12 protein-coding genes are annotated in these 16,263 nt (G+C 65.1%); 9 read left to right on the top strand and 3 right to left on the bottom strand.

The window, feature by feature from the left end; translation table 11 throughout:
• Positions 1-53 precede the first annotated feature (53 nt).
• On the top strand, positions 54-365 hold the full coding sequence (locus tag RUGAMON1_RS08880; protein ID WP_445230159.1) for a hypothetical protein: 312 nt from the start codon (positions 54-56) through the stop codon (positions 363-365).
• 201 nt (positions 366-566) lie between these two features.
• Here the strand turns inward: RUGAMON1_RS08880 and RUGAMON1_RS08875 are convergent, their stop codons facing one another.
• On the bottom strand, positions 567-1,070 hold the full coding sequence (locus RUGAMON1_RS08875; protein ID WP_445230158.1) for a hypothetical protein: 504 nt from the start codon (positions 1,068-1,070) through the stop codon (positions 567-569).
• Between the two features lie 172 nt (positions 1,071-1,242).
• Here RUGAMON1_RS08875 and RUGAMON1_RS08870 point away from each other — a divergent pair, with 172 nt between their 5' ends.
• Positions 1,243-2,973, top strand: a complete 1,731-nt coding sequence (locus tag RUGAMON1_RS08870; RefSeq protein ID WP_445230157.1) for an ABC transporter permease — start codon at positions 1,243-1,245, stop codon at positions 2,971-2,973.
• 15 nt (positions 2,974-2,988) lie between these two features.
• Positions 2,989-4,299, top strand: coding sequence for an ABC transporter ATP-binding protein (locus tag RUGAMON1_RS08865; protein WP_445230156.1), 1,311 nt, complete (start codon positions 2,989-2,991; stop codon positions 4,297-4,299).
• Positions 4,300-4,382: 83 nt separating this feature from the next.
• Here RUGAMON1_RS08865 and hemL read toward each other — a convergent pair whose 3' ends face one another.
• On the bottom strand, positions 4,383-5,687 hold the full coding sequence (gene hemL, locus RUGAMON1_RS08860) for a glutamate-1-semialdehyde 2,1-aminomutase (RefSeq protein WP_445230155.1): 1,305 nt from the start codon (positions 5,685-5,687) through the stop codon (positions 4,383-4,385).
• 16 nt (positions 5,688-5,703) lie between these two features.
• Complete coding sequence (gene thiD, locus RUGAMON1_RS08855) at positions 5,704-6,552, bottom strand: bifunctional hydroxymethylpyrimidine kinase/phosphomethylpyrimidine kinase (protein WP_445230154.1); 849 nt, start codon at positions 6,550-6,552, stop codon at positions 5,704-5,706.
• A 57-nt stretch (positions 6,553-6,609) separates the two neighbouring features.
• Here thiD and RUGAMON1_RS08850 point away from each other — a divergent pair, with 57 nt between their 5' ends.
• From RUGAMON1_RS08850 to RUGAMON1_RS08825, 6 genes are all read left to right on the top strand, one after another.
• Positions 6,610-6,801, top strand: a complete 192-nt coding sequence (locus RUGAMON1_RS08850) for a rubredoxin (protein ID WP_301546346.1) — start codon at positions 6,610-6,612, stop codon at positions 6,799-6,801.
• 61 nt (positions 6,802-6,862) lie between these two features.
• The gene (locus RUGAMON1_RS08845) at positions 6,863-7,273 is read left to right on the top strand and encodes a response regulator (RefSeq protein WP_116991612.1); all 411 of its coding nucleotides are present in this window, start codon (positions 6,863-6,865) and stop codon (positions 7,271-7,273) included.
• A 32-nt stretch (positions 7,274-7,305) separates the two neighbouring features.
• Positions 7,306-7,671 (top strand): response regulator transcription factor, encoded by a 366-nt coding sequence (locus tag RUGAMON1_RS08840; RefSeq protein WP_116991611.1) that lies wholly within the window; start codon positions 7,306-7,308, stop codon positions 7,669-7,671.
• A 3-nt stretch (positions 7,672-7,674) separates the two neighbouring features.
• A complete protein-coding gene (locus tag RUGAMON1_RS08835; RefSeq protein WP_445230153.1) occupies positions 7,675-8,238 on the top strand; it encodes a chemotaxis protein CheW in 564 nt (187 codons plus the stop codon).
• 45 nt (positions 8,239-8,283) lie between these two features.
• Positions 8,284-10,614 (top strand): methyl-accepting chemotaxis protein, encoded by a 2,331-nt coding sequence (locus tag RUGAMON1_RS08830; RefSeq protein ID WP_445230152.1) that lies wholly within the window; start codon positions 8,284-8,286, stop codon positions 10,612-10,614.
• Between the two features lie 30 nt (positions 10,615-10,644).
• Positions 10,645-16,242 (top strand): Hpt domain-containing protein, encoded by a 5,598-nt coding sequence (locus tag RUGAMON1_RS08825; protein WP_445230151.1) that lies wholly within the window; start codon positions 10,645-10,647, stop codon positions 16,240-16,242.
• Positions 16,243-16,263 lie beyond the last annotated feature (21 nt).

The raw sequence follows: 16,263 nt of genomic DNA, 5'->3' as shown, positions 1-16,263 counted from the left end.
TAAGGACGATTCCCATCCGAAGATGAAATGGTGTATCCCATCGAGGTGCAACCATGACCGATTCCACCATCGCCAAGCCTGCCAGTTACCATCGCCCGCAGGTCAAAGTCTCCGAAGCGCGCAAGAATGAAATTCTCGCTGGCTTAAGCAGCGGCGAATTTGGCTTGATGGAGGGAACCTATCTGCTCGGCCTGACCGATGCCGGCTGGACGCTGGATTTGCCAAGGGAAGCCGGCATGTGGTTATTCACCCTGGATAGGGCTGAAATAGAGCGTCAGGTTGAGGAGGGGAGGGAGGCTTTGCGAGCCTGTCTGAAGCCTGAAATTCGCGCAGCTTTGGAAGCCAGGCGATACGGGAAGATTTGATTTGAAGACCGCTGGTTTATCAAAAATCGAGCGTCTTTTCACCCGTCCTGCACTTTGATTAGTACCTTGGCTTTCCTGCTCTACCTTGAGCAGGATGGGTTGATTTTATCGGCAGCGCAGGCGGAAGCCACAATCAGGTTGCGACGCCCGCATTTTCTTGCTGAGCACTGGATCTTTCGCGGCGGCACGCCGCCCTGAGCATCACACCGGCTGCGGACTGAACTCCAGCGACAAGGTGCTGAAGTAGGGCGCCGAGCTCCATTTCTCGTTCAGCGACAGCGCGCGGTCGTACAGGGCCGCCTTGATGTCGATGCCGATCTTGCCGAAGTCGAAAGGCTGCTTGTCGCGCGCCGTGCAGGCGGAGGCGGCGCCGGCCAGGAAGGCTTGCTCGTCGAACGCGCCCGACCACAACTGCGCCTGCAGCCCCTCGACGATCGCTTCCGCCTGCACCGCCTCGGTCTCCACATCCTTGTTGGAGGCGTCGTGCACCGCCTCCATGACGAACTGCGCGTCCGCGCCGCGCGCCAGCAGGCTGAGGAAGCCGTGCCGCAGCGGCAAGGCCGACTCCACCACGTAATGCAACAGATCGTGCGGCAAAATACCCTGGCGCGGCATCACCGTGTCGGTGCAGCTGCCGTTGTTGCGCACGAAGCGCAAAACATCATATTTGTCGGTCTTGGACCGTTTTTCAGCAATCAATTTCATAACGCGCAATATTATTCCGAAAGTCACACAATTATGCGCCTTACAAGGGCCGTAAATAGTCACCAACTTTCACGTTCGTAATTAATTTCACAGAAGTTATCCCTTAGAATGGCGGCCTGTGTCACTCTCCGGTCACTCGCATCGGTTATTCTGGCCGAAGAAAGCACAAAGAATGAGCAAAAAACGGCAATTTTTCCCCCGTCAGGTGGTCGAGGCTGGCGGCAATCGCTGGGACTGGGCGCTGCTGCCCATCGTGCTGGCGCTGTTCGTCCTGCTGGCCTACGGCAGCCAGCAAATGGTCCGCCCGTACGAGGTGGGCCAGACCTTGCCGTTGTCGCTGGACCCGAGCTATCTGCCTTACTACCTGCTGCGCACCACGCTGCGCATGTTCATCGCGCTGGGCGCGTCGGTGGTGTTCAGCTGCGTGTTCGCCGCCCTCACCACCAAATACCGGCTGGCCGAAAAAGTGCTGGTGCCGATGCTCGACATCCTGCAGTCGATCCCCATCCTGGGCTTCCTGTCGATTACCGTCACCGCCTTCATCGCTTTCTTCCCCGGCAGCCTGCTGGGCGTGGAATGCGCGGCGATCTTCGCCATCTTCACCTCGCAAGCCTGGAATATGGCGTTCTCCGCCTACCAGGGCTTCCGCACCGTGCCGGCCGAATTGTCGGAAGCGGCGCGCGTGTTCCAGCTCTCGGGCTGGCAGCGTTTCTGGCGCCTGGAGCTGCCGTTCGCCATGCCCGGCCTGCTGTGGAACATGATGATGTCGATGTCCGGCGGCTGGTTCTTCGTGGTGGCGTCGGAGGCGATCTCGGTCTCCGGCCAGGACATCAAGCTGCCCGGCATCGGCTCGTATATCGCCATGGCCATCGCCAAGAGCGACATGGGCGCCATCGGCTGGGCCATCCTCACCATGCTGGTCGGGGTGCTGATGTACGACCAGCTGTTCTTCCGCCCCTTGCTGGCGTGGGCCGACAAGTTCCGCTTCGAGGAAACCGGCAGCGACACCGCCCAGCAATCGTGGCTGCTCACCTGGCTGCGCCGCACCGAGCGCACGCAGGCCATGGTCGAGTGGTTCGGCAACCTGCTGTCGCGCTCCATCGCCCTGTTCCGCCTGGGGCACGACGGCACCTCGATCCGCGCCCGCCGCGACCAACCGTCGCTGGTGCCGCAGCGCGTGTGGGATGCGGTGATCGCCGCCGTGGTGTTCTACGCCTTGTGGAGCCTGGGCCACTTCATCAGCACGGAAGTCGGCTGGGCCGAAGTCGGGCATGTGTTCGTGCTCGGCCTGTACACGCTGGCGCGCGTGATCCTGCTGCTGGCGCTGGCCGCCCTGGTGTGGGTGCCGGTCGGCGTCTGGATCGGCATGAACCCGCGCTGGGCTTCGCGCACGCAGGCGGTGGCGCAATTCCTCGCGGCCTTCCCGACCAACCTGGTGTTCCCGGTGGCGGTGGTGCTGATCGTGCGCTATCACCTGAATCCGGACATCTGGCTGTCGCCGCTGATGATACTCGGCACCCAATGGTATTTGCTGTTCAACGTGATCGCCGGCGCCTCCACCATCCCGACCGAGCTGCGTCACGCCGCCAAGAATTTCGGCCTGACCGGCTGGCTCAAATGGCGGCGCTACCTGCTGCCGGCGATTTTCCCCAGCTTCGTCACCGGCGCCATCACCGCCACCGGTGGCTCGTGGAACGCCAGCATCGTGGCAGAATACGTCAGCTGGGGCCCGACCACGCTCAAGGCGCACGGCATCGGCAGCTACATCCAGGAGATGACCACCGCCGGCGATTTCCCGCGCATCGCGCTGGGCATCGGCGTCATGTGCATCTTCGTCATGGGCTTCAACCACTTCGTGTGGCGTCGCCTGTACACCATGGCCGAGAGCCGGCTGCATTTCTAGTATTGAGATCGAATTATGAGCACTCCTATCGTCGAATTGAAATCGGTCGGCAAGCATTTTCGCGGCGCCGACGGCTCCGCGCGCTCGGTGCTGGAGGGCGTGGACTTCACGCTGCACGAAGGCGAGATCGTCGCGCTGCTGGGCCAATCGGGTTCCGGCAAATCGACCATGTTGCGCATCATGGCGGGGCTGATCCAGGCAGATGAGGGCCAGGTGCTGTATCGCGGCATGCCGCTGTATGGCACGGCGCGCGGTATCCGCATGGTGTTCCAGTCGTTCGCGCTGTTCCCATGGCTGACGGTGCAGAAGAACGTCGAGCTGGGGCTGGAAGCGCAAGGCATGCCGGCCGAGGAGCGCGCGCGCCGCGCCGAGAAGGTGATTGATTTGATTGGCCTGTCCGGGTTCGAAGGCGCGCTGCCGCGCGAGCTGTCGGGTGGCATGCGCCAGCGCGTCGGCATCGCCCGCGCGCTGGTGATGGAGCCGGAAGTGCTGCTGATGGACGAGGCGTTTTCCGCGCTGGACGTGCTGACCGGCGAGCGCCTGCGCGAAGAGATCCTGGAGCTGTGGCAGTCCGGCCAGATCCCGACCAAGGCGATCCTGGTGGTGTCGCACAACATCGAGGAAGCGGTGATGATGGCCGACCGGGTGCTGATCTTCGCCAGCGATCCTGGCCGCGTGCGCGCAGAGTTGCCGATCTCGCTGCCGCAGCCGCGCAAGGCTGAAGGGCCTGAAGTACGCCAGCTGATCGACAAGGTGTATGAGCTGATGACCGCCGGCGCCGGCCGCCGTGGCTTGATCAGCGAGAAGGAGGTCAAGCTGCAGCTGGGCGACCGCCTGCCGCAGGCCGACATCGCGCACATGGAAGGTATCCTGGAGCTGCTGTCGGAAGAGCCGTTCTCCGGCCGCGCCGACCTGCCGCAGCTGGCCGAAGAAACGGAGCTGACCGACGCCGAGCTGCTGGAAGTGCTGAACGGATTGATACTGCTGGGTTTTGCCTACCTGACCAACGGCGATATTTTGCTGACCGATTTGGGCGGCAAGTACGCGGCGGCCAGCAACACGGAGCGGCAGGAGATCTTCGGCAAGCAGCTGCTGGAGCATGTGCCGCTGATCGCCTACATCTGCCACGGTCTGCAGCAGGACAAGTCGGGCGACCTGCCGGAGGACCTGTTCCTCAAGCTGCTGCGCTTCACGCTCAGCGAAGAAGAAGCGGAACGCGCACTGCGCGTCGCCATCGAGTGGGGCCGCTACGGCGACCTGTTCGAATACAACTTCAACACCGGCGTGATCCAGCTGTCCGAAGAGGACGAGGAAGACGAAATCTAACCCGGGGTCAGGTCCCCCATTTATTCATCAGCTCGGTTGAATAACCGAGCTGATGAATAAATGGGGGACCTGACCCCGGATTTTTACGCCAGCTTCTTGAACACGCGGGCGGCGGCGGCGATGGTTTCGTCGATCACCGCGTCGCTGTGCTGCGCCGAGACGAAGCCCGCCTCGAACGCGGCCGGCGCGAAGTACACGCCTTCATCCAGCATCGCGTGGAAGAACACATTGAAGCGCGCGCGGTCGCCGGCCATCATCTCGGCGTAGTTGTTCGGCGGCGTCTCGCTGAAGTACAGGCCGAACATGCCGCCCACCGCGTCGGCGCAGAACACGATGCCCGCATCCCTGGCCGCCTTGGTCAAACCGGCCGCCAGGCGCGCAGCCGTCGCGCTCAGTTTCTCGTAGAAGCCCGGCTCCTGGATGATCTTCAGGGTCGTCATGCCCGCCGCCACCGCCACCGGATTGCCCGACAAGGTGCCGGCCTGGTACACGGCGCCCAGCGGCGCCATCTTGCTCATCAGCTCAGCGCTGCCGCCGAAAGCCGCCACCGGCAGGCCGCCGCCGATCACCTTGCCCAGCGCCGTCAGGTCCGGCTTGATGCCGTACAGCTGCTGCGCGCCGCCCAGCGCCACGCGGAAGCCGCACATCACCTCGTCGAAGATCAGCACCGAACCGTGCTTGGTGCACAGAGCGCGCATGGCCTGTAAAAAAGCCTCAGTGGCCTTGATCAGGTTCATATTGCCGGCCACCGGCTCGACGATCACGCAGGCGATTTCGTCGCCGAACGAGGCGAACGCCTCTTCCAGCTGCTGCACGTTGTTATAGTCCAGCACCAGCGTGTGCTTGACGAAGTCCTCCGGCACGCCGGCCGACGTCGGATTGCCGAAGGTGAGCAGGCCGCTGCCCGCCTTGACCAGCAGCGAATCGGCGTGGCCGTGGTAGCAGCCTTCGAACTTGATGATCTTGTCGCGGCCCGTGGCGCCGCGCGCCAGGCGCAGCGCGCTCATGGTCGCCTCGGTGCCCGACGAGACCAGGCGCACCTGCTCGATCGACGGCACCAGGCGGCAGATTTCCTCGGCCATCAGGATCTCGCCTTCGGTCGGCGCGCCGAACGACAGGCCGCGCGCGGCCGCTTCCTGCACCGCCTTCACCACCACCGGATGCGCGTGGCCGACGATGGCCGGGCCCCAGGAGCCGATGTAGTCGATGTAGCGCTTGTCGTCCGCGTCCCAGAAGTACGGGCCTTCGGCGCGGGTGATGAAGCGCGGCGTGCCGCCCACCGAGCGGAAGGCGCGCACCGGCGAGTTGACGCCGCCGGGCGTGGTTTTCTGGGCGCGTTCGAACAGCTCGTCGTTCTTTGAAACCTGGTTTTTGGAAGTCGTGGTCATGATGGCATCTTCAATATCAAGTTGGTAAAGCCTGCTGCATGTGGAAGAAACGGTTCGGTATGAACTTGCCCATGCCGTAGCGCTGGGCGTGCGCCAGCGCGCCGATGGTGTATTCCTGGGCCGCCTTCACCGCGTCCGGCACGTCGCTGCCGCGCGCCATGAAGGCGGTGATCGCCGCCGACAGCGTGCCGCCGGCGCCGAGGAACGGGCCGGGCATATGCTGCCAGGCGTCGTGGCTGATCATGCCGTCGGCGCCGAACAGGGTGTTGGCCAGCGTGTTCGGCGCGGCCGTCTCGCCGTGCTGCGAGCCGGCGTGGGTGCCGGTGACGAGCACGAATTCGCAGCCCAGGGCCAGCAAATGCTCGACATCCGATTCCATGGTGTCCTCGGCGCCTTCGCGCCAGGTCTCGGCCAGCCGGCCCAGCTCCACCTGCGACAGCATCAGCAGTGTGGCCTGCGGCACCAGTAGCTGGCGCAAGGCGGTCAGCAGCTCCTCGACTTCGTCGGCGTCGGCCGGATCGGGCAGGCGGGAACTGAACGGATCGAGGATCAGCGGCGCATCGGGATAGTCGGACAGGATCTCGGCGATGGCCGCCACCTGTTCGACATTGTTCAACGCGCCGACCTTGAAGGCGGCCATCGTCATGTCTTCCAGGATCACGCGGGCCTGGTCGGAAACCCAGTCGGGATCGATGTCCTGCGCGTCTTCGACGCGGGCACTGTCGCCGATCAGCAACGCGGTGGTCACCGCCAGGCCGGTGCAGGAGAGGGCGGAAAATGCTGCCAGGTCGGCCTGGACGCCGATCGCGCCGGCCGGATCGGCGGCGCCGAAGCTTAATATGAGAGGAGATGTTTGGTTTTGCACGGCGGGTAGATTAAGATACCTAATTCAGCATTTTACTTGATTGAAGGGTGGCAGAACGTGAGTAGCAATGAAACAACGCAGGAGTTCCAGACCTGGATGTGCCTGATCTGTGGCTGGATCTATGACGAACAAGCCGGCTTGCCGGACGAAGGCATCGCCGCCGGCACCCGCTGGGCCGACGTGCCGATGAACTGGAGCTGCCCCGAATGCGGCGCCCGCAAGGACGATTTCGAGATGGTAGCCATCTGATACCCGCGCCGGCCGCCTCCGGCCTATGCTATGGTGTAGCCACCATTCCAGCGAACCGACTATGACGACGACCACGCCGCACGCTAATGCCCTGAAAATCATGGTGATCGACGATAGCAGCACGATACGTCGTTCAGCCGAGATCTTCCTGACCCAGGCCGGTTACCAGGTGGTGCTGGCCGAGGATGGATTCGACGCGCTGGCCAAGATCAACGATCATCATCCTGCGCTGGTCTTCTGCGACATCCTGATGCCGCGCCTCGACGGCTACCAGACCTGCGCGCTGATCAAGAAGAGCGCCAAATTCCACGCCACGCCGGTGCTGATGCTGTCGTCCAAGGACGGCCTGTTCGACCGCGCGCGCGGCGCCATGGTCGGCTCGGCGGCCTACCTCACCAAACCATTTACCAAAGACAGCCTGCTGGCCGCGGTGCGCGAGCACACCGGCGGCGGCGTCTCCACACAAGAATAACTAAGAGAATAACTAAGCTTCAGGGGAATACCATGACCATACAAAGAATTCTGATCGTCGACGATTCGCCCACGGAGCGCTACTACCTGACCGACATCCTGGTTAAAAACGGCTTTTCCGTCTCCACCGCCGAAAACGGCGAGGAAGCGCTGGCCAAGATCAAGGCCGACAAACCCCAGCTGATCCTGATGGACGTGGTCATGCCCGGCGCGAACGGCTTCCAGGTCACGCGCGCGATCGCCCGCGATCCCGACCTGCAGGACGTGCCGGTGATTATCTGCTCCAGCAAGAACCAGGAGACCGACCGCATCTGGGGCCTGCGCCAGGGCGCGCGCGACTACCTGGTGAAACCGGTCGACGCGGCCGAGCTGCTGGCCAAAATCGCCGCCCTCGGCTAAACGATGAGCAGCCAGACGCCCGATACCCCCTCCACACCGGCCGGTCCGGAACGCCGCAGCCGCCTGCGCCAGTACCAGGTGCAGCTGCTGGAGCGCATGCAGGCCGCCAAGACCGGCGTCGCCGTCGGCGGCCGCGAACTGGGCGTGCTGATAGGCGGCCGTCTTTGCCTGCTTGACCTGACGCAGATCAGCGAGATCGTGCCGCTGCAGCCGGTCACGCCGGTGCCGCTGGCGCAGGACTGGTATCAGGGCCTGGCCAATATACGGGGCAACCTGACCGGCGTGATCGACCTGGCGCGCTACCAGGGCCAGGACGGCGGCGACGCCGCGGCCTCCGACTGTCGTTTGATCACATTCGCGCCCGCACTGGGCTTCAACTGCGCACTGCTGGCCGAGCGCGTGCTGGGCCTGCGCAAGCTGGCCGACATGCAGGCCGTGGCGGCGTCGGACGATGGCGGACCCGAATGGCGCCGCCAGCATTTCACCGACGGCGAGGGCCAGCAATGGACCCGCATCGACCTGGCGCAGCTGGTGCGCGAAGCACGTTTTCTGCAAGTTGGTTTGTAAGGGCGGCATACTGGTGTAGGTCGCAACTAATCCGGAGAGGGTGGAATGGCTTTCAAGATGGGGTTTTTCTCGCGTGGCAACCGGAATGCCGGCCAGGATCTGGCAGCGAATTCAGAATTCGGCGAAGCGGCCGATTCGCAGTTCATGCACACCGCTGTTCCAGCGGAGCAGGCGCCCGCCGGCGCCGCTCACGCCAACAGCGAAGATAGCGTCGCGCCGCTGCGCCTGCGCGACGCGCTGGGCCGGCGTGGCGCTCCCGTCGCGGCGGCCGAAGCGGGCGCCGGCTTCAAGCTGCCGCTGATCGGCCACCTGCCGGCGCAGCGCCAGCTGAGCATACTCTCGACGACGCTGGCGGTCAGCCTGTTGCTGAGCGGCTTGTTCGTCGCCTTGAACACCATCCACAGCGCCAACCGCTCGACCCAGACCCAGGTCGCCAGCGATGCGCTGATGCACTCGCAGCGCATCGGCAAAGCGACCCCGAACGCGGTGCAGGGCAGCGCCGAAGGCTTCCGCCAGCTGGAGGAAAGCCGCAATGAATTGAACAACGACTTCGTGCTGATGACGCGCGGCGGCCGCTATCAGGGCCGCGAGATCGGCGAGCCGATTTCGTCGCTGGCGCCGGTCGTCGCCGCCGCCCGCAAGCAGTGGAACCAGACGGACAAGGCGGCCAACACCATCCTGCTGCTGAAGGCCGACCTGAGCGCGGTCGACAAGACGCTGCAAAAACTGAACGCCATGTCGCCGGGCCTGCTGACCCACACCGAGGAAATCTCCGCGCTCAAGGTGCAGCGCGGCGGTTCGGCGCGCGAGATCGCGGCGCTCGGCAAGCTGACCATGCTGACCCAGCGCATGAGCCGCAGCGCCGGCGAATTCCTGATCGGCGGCGGCATCAAGTCGGACAGCGCGTTCCAGCTGGGGCGCGACACCACGGTGTTCCGCAATACCGTCGACGGCTTCCTCAACGGCAGCGCGCCGCTCGGACTGGCCGCCGTGCGCGAGCCGGACCTGCGCGAGAAGTTCACGGCGCTCAAAACCGAATTCGAGGAATACCAGAAGCTGGTCACCGGCATCCTCGACAAGCTGGATAAATTCAGCGCCGCCAAAGCCGCGGAGCAGCTGATCTTCACCGACAACGAAGCGCTGCGCCAGCGCCTGTCGGTCTTGCAGCAGGCCTACCGCCAGGACCAGGATTCGCTCGGTATGACCTTCTGGCTGATGGTGGCCGGCGGCATGTTGACGCTGATCTCGGCGGCGGCCATCGGCCGCGTGCTGCTGGTCGATTCGTACAACCGCACCCGCGGCGCCGACCGCCGCCGCCAGGAAGCGGAGACCATGCGCCAGCAATCGCAGCGCAAGGAAGAAGAAGCCAAGGCCATGAACGACCAGAACCAGGCGGCGATTCTGCGCCTGATGAACGAATTGCAGGAAGTGGCGGACGGCGACTTGACGGTGCAGGCCACGGTGTCCGAGGACATCACCGGCGCCATCGCCGACTCGGTCAACTACACGGTGGAAGAGCTGCGCGGCCTGGTGGGCCGCGTGACCGCCACCGCCGAGCAGGTGACCAAGGCGTCCACCCACGCGCAGAGCATCTCCAGCGACCTGTTGCTGGCGTCGCAGCAGCAGTCGCGCGAGATCCAGGATGCGTCGGCCACGGTCGTGAAGATGGCCAACGAGATTACCGACGTCTCGCGCTCGGCCAGCGAATCGGCCGACGTGGCGCGCCAGTCGGTGGCGGCGGCGCAGCAGGGCGCGACGGCGGTGGAAAACGCCATCAAGGGCATGCACGAGATCCGCGAGCAGATCCAGGATACCTCCAAGCGCATCAAGCGCCTGGGCGAATCGTCGCAGGAGATCGGCGAGATCACCGAACTGATTTCCGACATTACCGAGCAGACCAACGTGCTGGCGCTGAACGCGGCGATCCAGGCCGCGTCGGCCGGCGAGGCGGGGCGCGGCTTCTCGGTGGTGGCGGAAGAGGTGCAGCGGCTGGCGGAACGCTCGGCCGAAGCGGCCAAGCAGATCGGCGCGCTGGTGCGCACCATTCAGACCGATACCCACGACGCCGTCGCCGCGATGGAGAAGTCGACCCAGGGCGTGGTCGAAGGGGCGCGCCTGTCCGACGCGGCCGGCGCGGCGCTGAACGACATCTCGCAGGTGTCGAACCGCCTGGCGGAGCTGATCTCCGGCATCTCGCTGGCGACCGGCCAGCAGGCCACGTCGGCGAACGGCGTGGCGCAGAACATCCAACACATTTTGACGGTGACCGAGCAGGCGCAGGACGGCACCCAGCAAACCGCACAATCGATTCATAAGCTGTCAGTGCTGGCGCAGGAATTGAAAAACTCGGTGGCGCGATTCCGTATCGCGTCCTGAACCGCCCATCATTGAAAGGCCGAGGCAAGCATGACCACAACTGATTTTCCGAATCCGCCGCAACCGCAGTTCGATACCGGCCCCTTGTCGTGGGTGATGGTGGAAATCCGCGAGTCGCTGGCACGCTCGAAGACCGCCCTGTTCGAAGCGGGCGGCCGGGCGCCGGAAGATCAGGCGACCCAGCTGCAACACGCCAAGTCGCATCTGCACCAGGCGCACGGCGCGCTGATGATGGTGGACGTGGACGGCGTCGGCCTGATGACGCAGGTGGCCGAGGATGCGCTGGACCGTTTCAAGGCCGGCGCGCTCAAATGCAGCACCGACCATGCGCAGACGCTGGCGGAGCTGTATCAGGCATTGGTCGAGTATTTGCAGGAGCTGCTGGAAGGCGGCCCGTCGCAACCGGTCAAGCTGTTCCCCTACTATCGCGCGGTGCAGGAGATGCTGGGTGCGGAGCGCATCCATCCGGCCGATTTGTTCTATCCCGATTTGTCGCGCAGCGCCGATCTGTCGGCGGCCGGTGAAGTTCCCGCCGCCGACTACACGGCCTACCGTCAGCGCTTCGAGAAATCGCTGCTGCCATACCTGAAGAGCGCGGACGCGGGGCAGCAGCAGGAGCATGCCGCCGCGCTGCTGGAGGCAGTGAAACTGGTGGCCTCCGCACAGCAGGACGCCAAGGCGCGCACCTTCTGGCTGGCGATGCAGGCCTTTGCCGAACTGGTGGCCAATGGCGAGCTGGCGGGTGGCCTGTACGTCAAGCAGTTGTTCGGCATGATCAATTTGCAGATACGCCGCCTGAGCCAGGGCACCGCCGCGCAGCCGGATACGATGCTGCGCGACGCCCTGTTCTTCATCGCCGCCGCAGGACCTGCGTCGGCCTCGGAAACGGTGCAGCGCCTGCGCCGCGTGTTCGCGCTCGACGGCCTGGTGCCGGCCGATTACGAACGCCGCCGCTACGGCCAGATCGACCTCGAGGCGCTGGAACGCGCCAAGGCCGGCATGGCGAAGGCGAAGGCCAACTGGGACCGTCTGGCCGGGGCCGAAATCGATCCGGCGCTGGATGCGGCTTTCGCTGGCGCGCTGGGCGAGGTGGCCGGGGCTTGCGATCAACTGGAGATGCCGGCGCTGAGCGTGCTGCTGCGGCAACTGGCCGAGGTGGCGCATACCGCCATTTCCGCCGGCCGCAGCGAGGAGTTGGCGCTGGAGATGGCCACCGCGCTGCTGTTCGCCGAACATGGACTGGAGCAGATCCGCCATCTGCCCGACGATTTCGCCGCGCACGCCGACACGATAGGCGCGCGCTTGCTGGCGCTGGTGTCCGGAGACACGCCGCCGGAGCCGGCGCAGTGGCAGCGCGGCCTGGCGCAGCAGATGCAGCAGGACGACACCGTCGTCGCGCTGGCGATGGAAATGAAGACCGGCCTGCGGCAGGTGGAGAAGGTGCTCGACGAGTATTACATCGATCCTTCGAGGCGTCCGTCGCTGGTGGAGCTCGACAAGGTGCTGCACCAGTTGCAGGGCGCGCTGGCGATGCTCGACCAGGAAGGCGCGACGCAGGCGGCGCGGCATGTGAAGGCTGCGGTGCATGCGTTGGCGATCGGCGAGGGCGATCCGTCGCTGGAGCCGAAGGCGCTGGACGATATCGCGCAGAACGTCGGCGCGCTGGGCTTCTTCGTCGATATGCTGGCGCAGAACGCGGCCGGCGCGCGTGAGCGCTTTGCGTTCGACGCGGAGCATGGCACTTTCCGTTCGGTGCCCTTCAAGAAGATGGCGGGTTCGGAATCGATACCGGTGCTGGACCAGCAGGTGCCCGCACCGGCGCCCGTTGCCATGCCGGTGCAGGCGCCTGCGCCAGCCAGCAGCGACGCGGCGGTCGAGGCCGAGCTGCTCGATATCTTCATCTCCGAGGCGCAGGATGTGCTGAAGTTTGTCGACGCGACGCTGGCCAAGCCGCGCGCGGAGTCGGGCAGCGAGGAGAATCTGACCATGCTGCGGCGTTCCTTCCATACGTTGAAGGGCAGCGGACGGATGGTGGGCCTGAACCAGTTTGCCGATGCGGCGCACGGCATCGAGCGGGTGATGAATGTGTGGCTGGCGGAAGCACGGCCGGCCACGGATGCGTTGTTTGAGCTGCTCAACGAAGCGGCGCGGCAGATGGGCGCCTGGGTGGCGGAGTTGGTGGCTACCGGCGTTTCGGCGCGCAACGCGGATGCGTTGGTCGCTGCTGCGGTGCGCGTGCAGGACGGCGGCGATTTTGCGGTCGATGCATCGCCCGAGCCGGCGACGCTGTCGCCTGTGCCGCCGCCGGAAGTTGTGGCGGAGGAGGAGCCTGCGGTTGCTGCAACCGCGGATGCGCCGGTGGTCGATGCGCCCCCGGTGTTTGCCGCCACCGGCAACGTCATCGAATTCCCGACCATCACGCCGGCGGTGCCGCGCGATGACAACGTCAAGCATATCGGCGAGCTGGAAATCCCTCTGCCGCTGTACAACATTTATCTGCACGAGACGGACGAACTGGTTCGCCTGCTGACACAGGACTTTGGCGAGTGGCGCCATGAGCCGCGTCGTCCGGTCAATGCGGAGGCGCTGCAGGCGGCGCATACTTTGGCTGGTACGTCTGGCACGGTGGGCTTCAAGGCCTTGCGCGAGCTGGCGCTGGCGCTGGAGTCCACGCTCCAGGCGCTGCTGCCGCCTGCGCCGCACCTGGACCAGGTGCAGCATGATTTGCTGGACTTTACGATAGAGCGCATACGCCAGATGCTGCACAGTTTTGCGGCCGGCGACATGCCGTCTGCGCAGCCGGAGCTGGTCACGGCGCTGCACGATCTGCGCGCTGAGCTGGAGGCTACACCGCCTGCCGCCAGCAATGCGATCGAAGCGCGGCTCGATGATCTGGTCGCGGAGACGATGCACGACATCACCCGCGCGCCGCCCGCGCCGATGGAGTCGATGATGGACCGGCTGTTCCGCGAGACGTTCGATGCGCTCAGTGGAAGCGTGCCGGAATCCGATGCCCCTGCGGCAGTGGAGGCACCGAAAAAGGTGGAAGCGCGGACCGACGACAACATCGATGACCTGTTCAACGCCGCGTTTGACGACGCCTTCGCCGAACCGCCGCTCAAGATCGCGGAGCCGCTGGCCCAGGAGCCAGAGCCAGTGCCCGAGCCGGTAGCTGTCGCGCCTGAGCCTGAGCCCGAGCCCGAGATCGAGATCGAGCAAGCCATCGAGCCTGAACCTGAACCTGAACCTGAGCTGGAAGCCGAGATCCTCGAACTCCCTCCCGCCGAACCGGAAATCCTGACCGCTGCACCAGCGATCTTCAACGACGAACTGGACGCCGACCTGCTGCCAGTGTTCCTGGAAGAGGGCGCGGACCTGCTGCCGCAAGTAGGCGAAGCATTGCGCGCCTGGCAGCACAACCCCGCCGACACCGCGCACGCCCAAAGCCTGCTGCGCCTCCTGCACACCGTGAAGGGCAGCGCCCGCATGGCTGGCGCGATGCGCCTCGGCCAGCACGCCCACGAAATCGAAACGCACATTGAAAACATGGTGCACGCGGGTTCCGCCACGCCGCAAGCGTTCGACGAACTGCTGGCCCACTACGACCACGCGCTGCTGCTGTTCGAACAGCTCCAGCACCCGGAAGCTTTGCAGCAAGCCGCCGCCGGCCTGGCCGCCGATGTCGCCAGCATGGAGACCGGCGAACCCACCATCGCCGGCACCAACGACATCACCGCCGAAGCCATCGACAGCCCGGCCGCACCTGCCGCGCCGGCCGTGGCGGCGACACAGGCGCCGGCCGACGACCTGCAATCGAGCGTCAAATCGCCGCTGGTCCGTGTGCGCGCCGACATCCTTGACCGTCTGGTGAACCAGGCCGGTGAAGTATCGATCTCCCGCTCCAAGCTGGAAAACGAAGTGGAGACCCTGCGCGCCTCGCTGTTCGACTTCTCCGAAAACCTGACCCGCCTGCGCCGTCAGCTGCGCGAAGTCGAAATGCAGGCCGAATCGCAGATCGCCTCCCGCATGTCGATCTCCAGCGAACGCGAATTCGACCCGCTCGAATTCGACCGCTTCACGCGCTTGCAGGAGCTGACCCGCATGATGGCGGAAAGCGTCAACGACGTCGCCTCCTTCCACGAAAGCCTGACCCGCAGCGTCGACAACGCCGGCGACGACCTGGTGCTGCAAGCGCGCCTCACGCGCGACCTGCAACGGGACCTGATGCGCGTGCGCATGGTGCCATTCGCCAGCATCTCCGAGCGCCTGTTCCGCGTCGCCCGCCAGAGCGCCAAGGAAGTCGACAAGCGCGTCAACCTGGATATTCGCGGCAGCGCCGTGGAAGTCGACCGCAGCGTGCTGGAACGCATGGCCGCGCCATTCGAGCACCTGCTGCGCAACGCCATCGCGCACGGCGTGGAAAGCCGCGCCGCCCGCGGCGAAGCGGGCAAGAACGAAACCGGCGAACTGCTGGTGCAGGTCACGCAGCAGGGCAATGAAGTCGTCATCGAATTCACCGACGACGGCGCCGGCCTCGATCTGGAACGCATCCGCGCCAAGGCGATCAGCAACGGCCTGCTGCAAGTAGACGAAGAAGTCACCGACGCCCAGATCGCCGACCTGATTTTCGAACCGGGATTTTCCACCGCCGAAGCGTTGACCGAACTTTCCGGGCGCGGCGTCGGCATGGACATCGTGCAGTCCGAAGCGCAGGCGCTGGGCGGCCGTGTGGACATGTTCTCGGAGCGTGGCAAGGGAACGCGTTTCACCATCCACCTGCCATTGACGCTGGCCGTCACGCAGGTCGTGCTGCTGGCTGCCGGCGGCAAGACCTACGCGCTGCCGGCCATCCTGGTCGAGCAGGTGCTGCAAATGAAGGAGGCCGCGCTGGTCGAAGCGCATCACAACGGCTACGTACCGATTCAAGGCCAGCACGCCGTGCTGCATTACCTGCCCGCCTTGCTGGGCGGCGCGGCGCATCCGCCGGTGCAGCGCTCCGCGCCGGTGATGATGCTCAAGAACGGCAACGAGCGGCTGGCCGTGCGGGTCGATGAAGTGCTGGGCAACCGCGAGGTCGTCATCAAGAACATCGGCCCGCAGCTGGCGCGAATGGTCGGCATCGCCGGCGCCACGGTGCTCGGTTCGGGCGACATCGTCCTGATCCTGAACCCGGTGGCGCTGGCGCAGCACCTGGCGCACCATCCCGAGATGAAGCAGCACTATGCGGCAGCGGCCGGCGACAGCCCTGCGCCGCGCGCGCCGGGCCGTTCGATCATGGTGGTGGACGATTCGATGACGGTGCGCCGCGTGACCCAGCGCCTGCTGGAGCGCGAAGGCTACAGCGTGGTATTGGCCAAGGACGGCGTCGACGCGCTGGAGCAGCTGCAAGGCGCCACGCCGGACCTGATGCTGGTCGATATCGAGATGCCGCGCATGGACGGCTTCGACCTGACCCGCAACGTGCGCGGCGACGAGCGCACCAAGGATATCCCCATCATCATGATCACCTCCCGCAGCGCCGACAAGCACCGCAACTACGCGCTGCAACTGGGCGTGAACGCCTACTTCGGCAAACCGTTCCAGGAGCCGGTGCTGCTGGACGCGATTGAGGGACTGTTGAAACAGTAGTCCCACTGCACCCGGGAACCG

The sequence above is a fragment of the Duganella rhizosphaerae genome (assembly GCF_040364205.1).
In the GTDB taxonomy this organism is placed as follows: Bacteria; Pseudomonadota; Gammaproteobacteria; order Burkholderiales; family Burkholderiaceae_D; genus Rugamonas; species Rugamonas rhizosphaerae.
The sequence above is the reverse complement of the archived record's forward strand: the minus strand, read 5'-3'. Positions and strand labels throughout refer to the sequence as shown.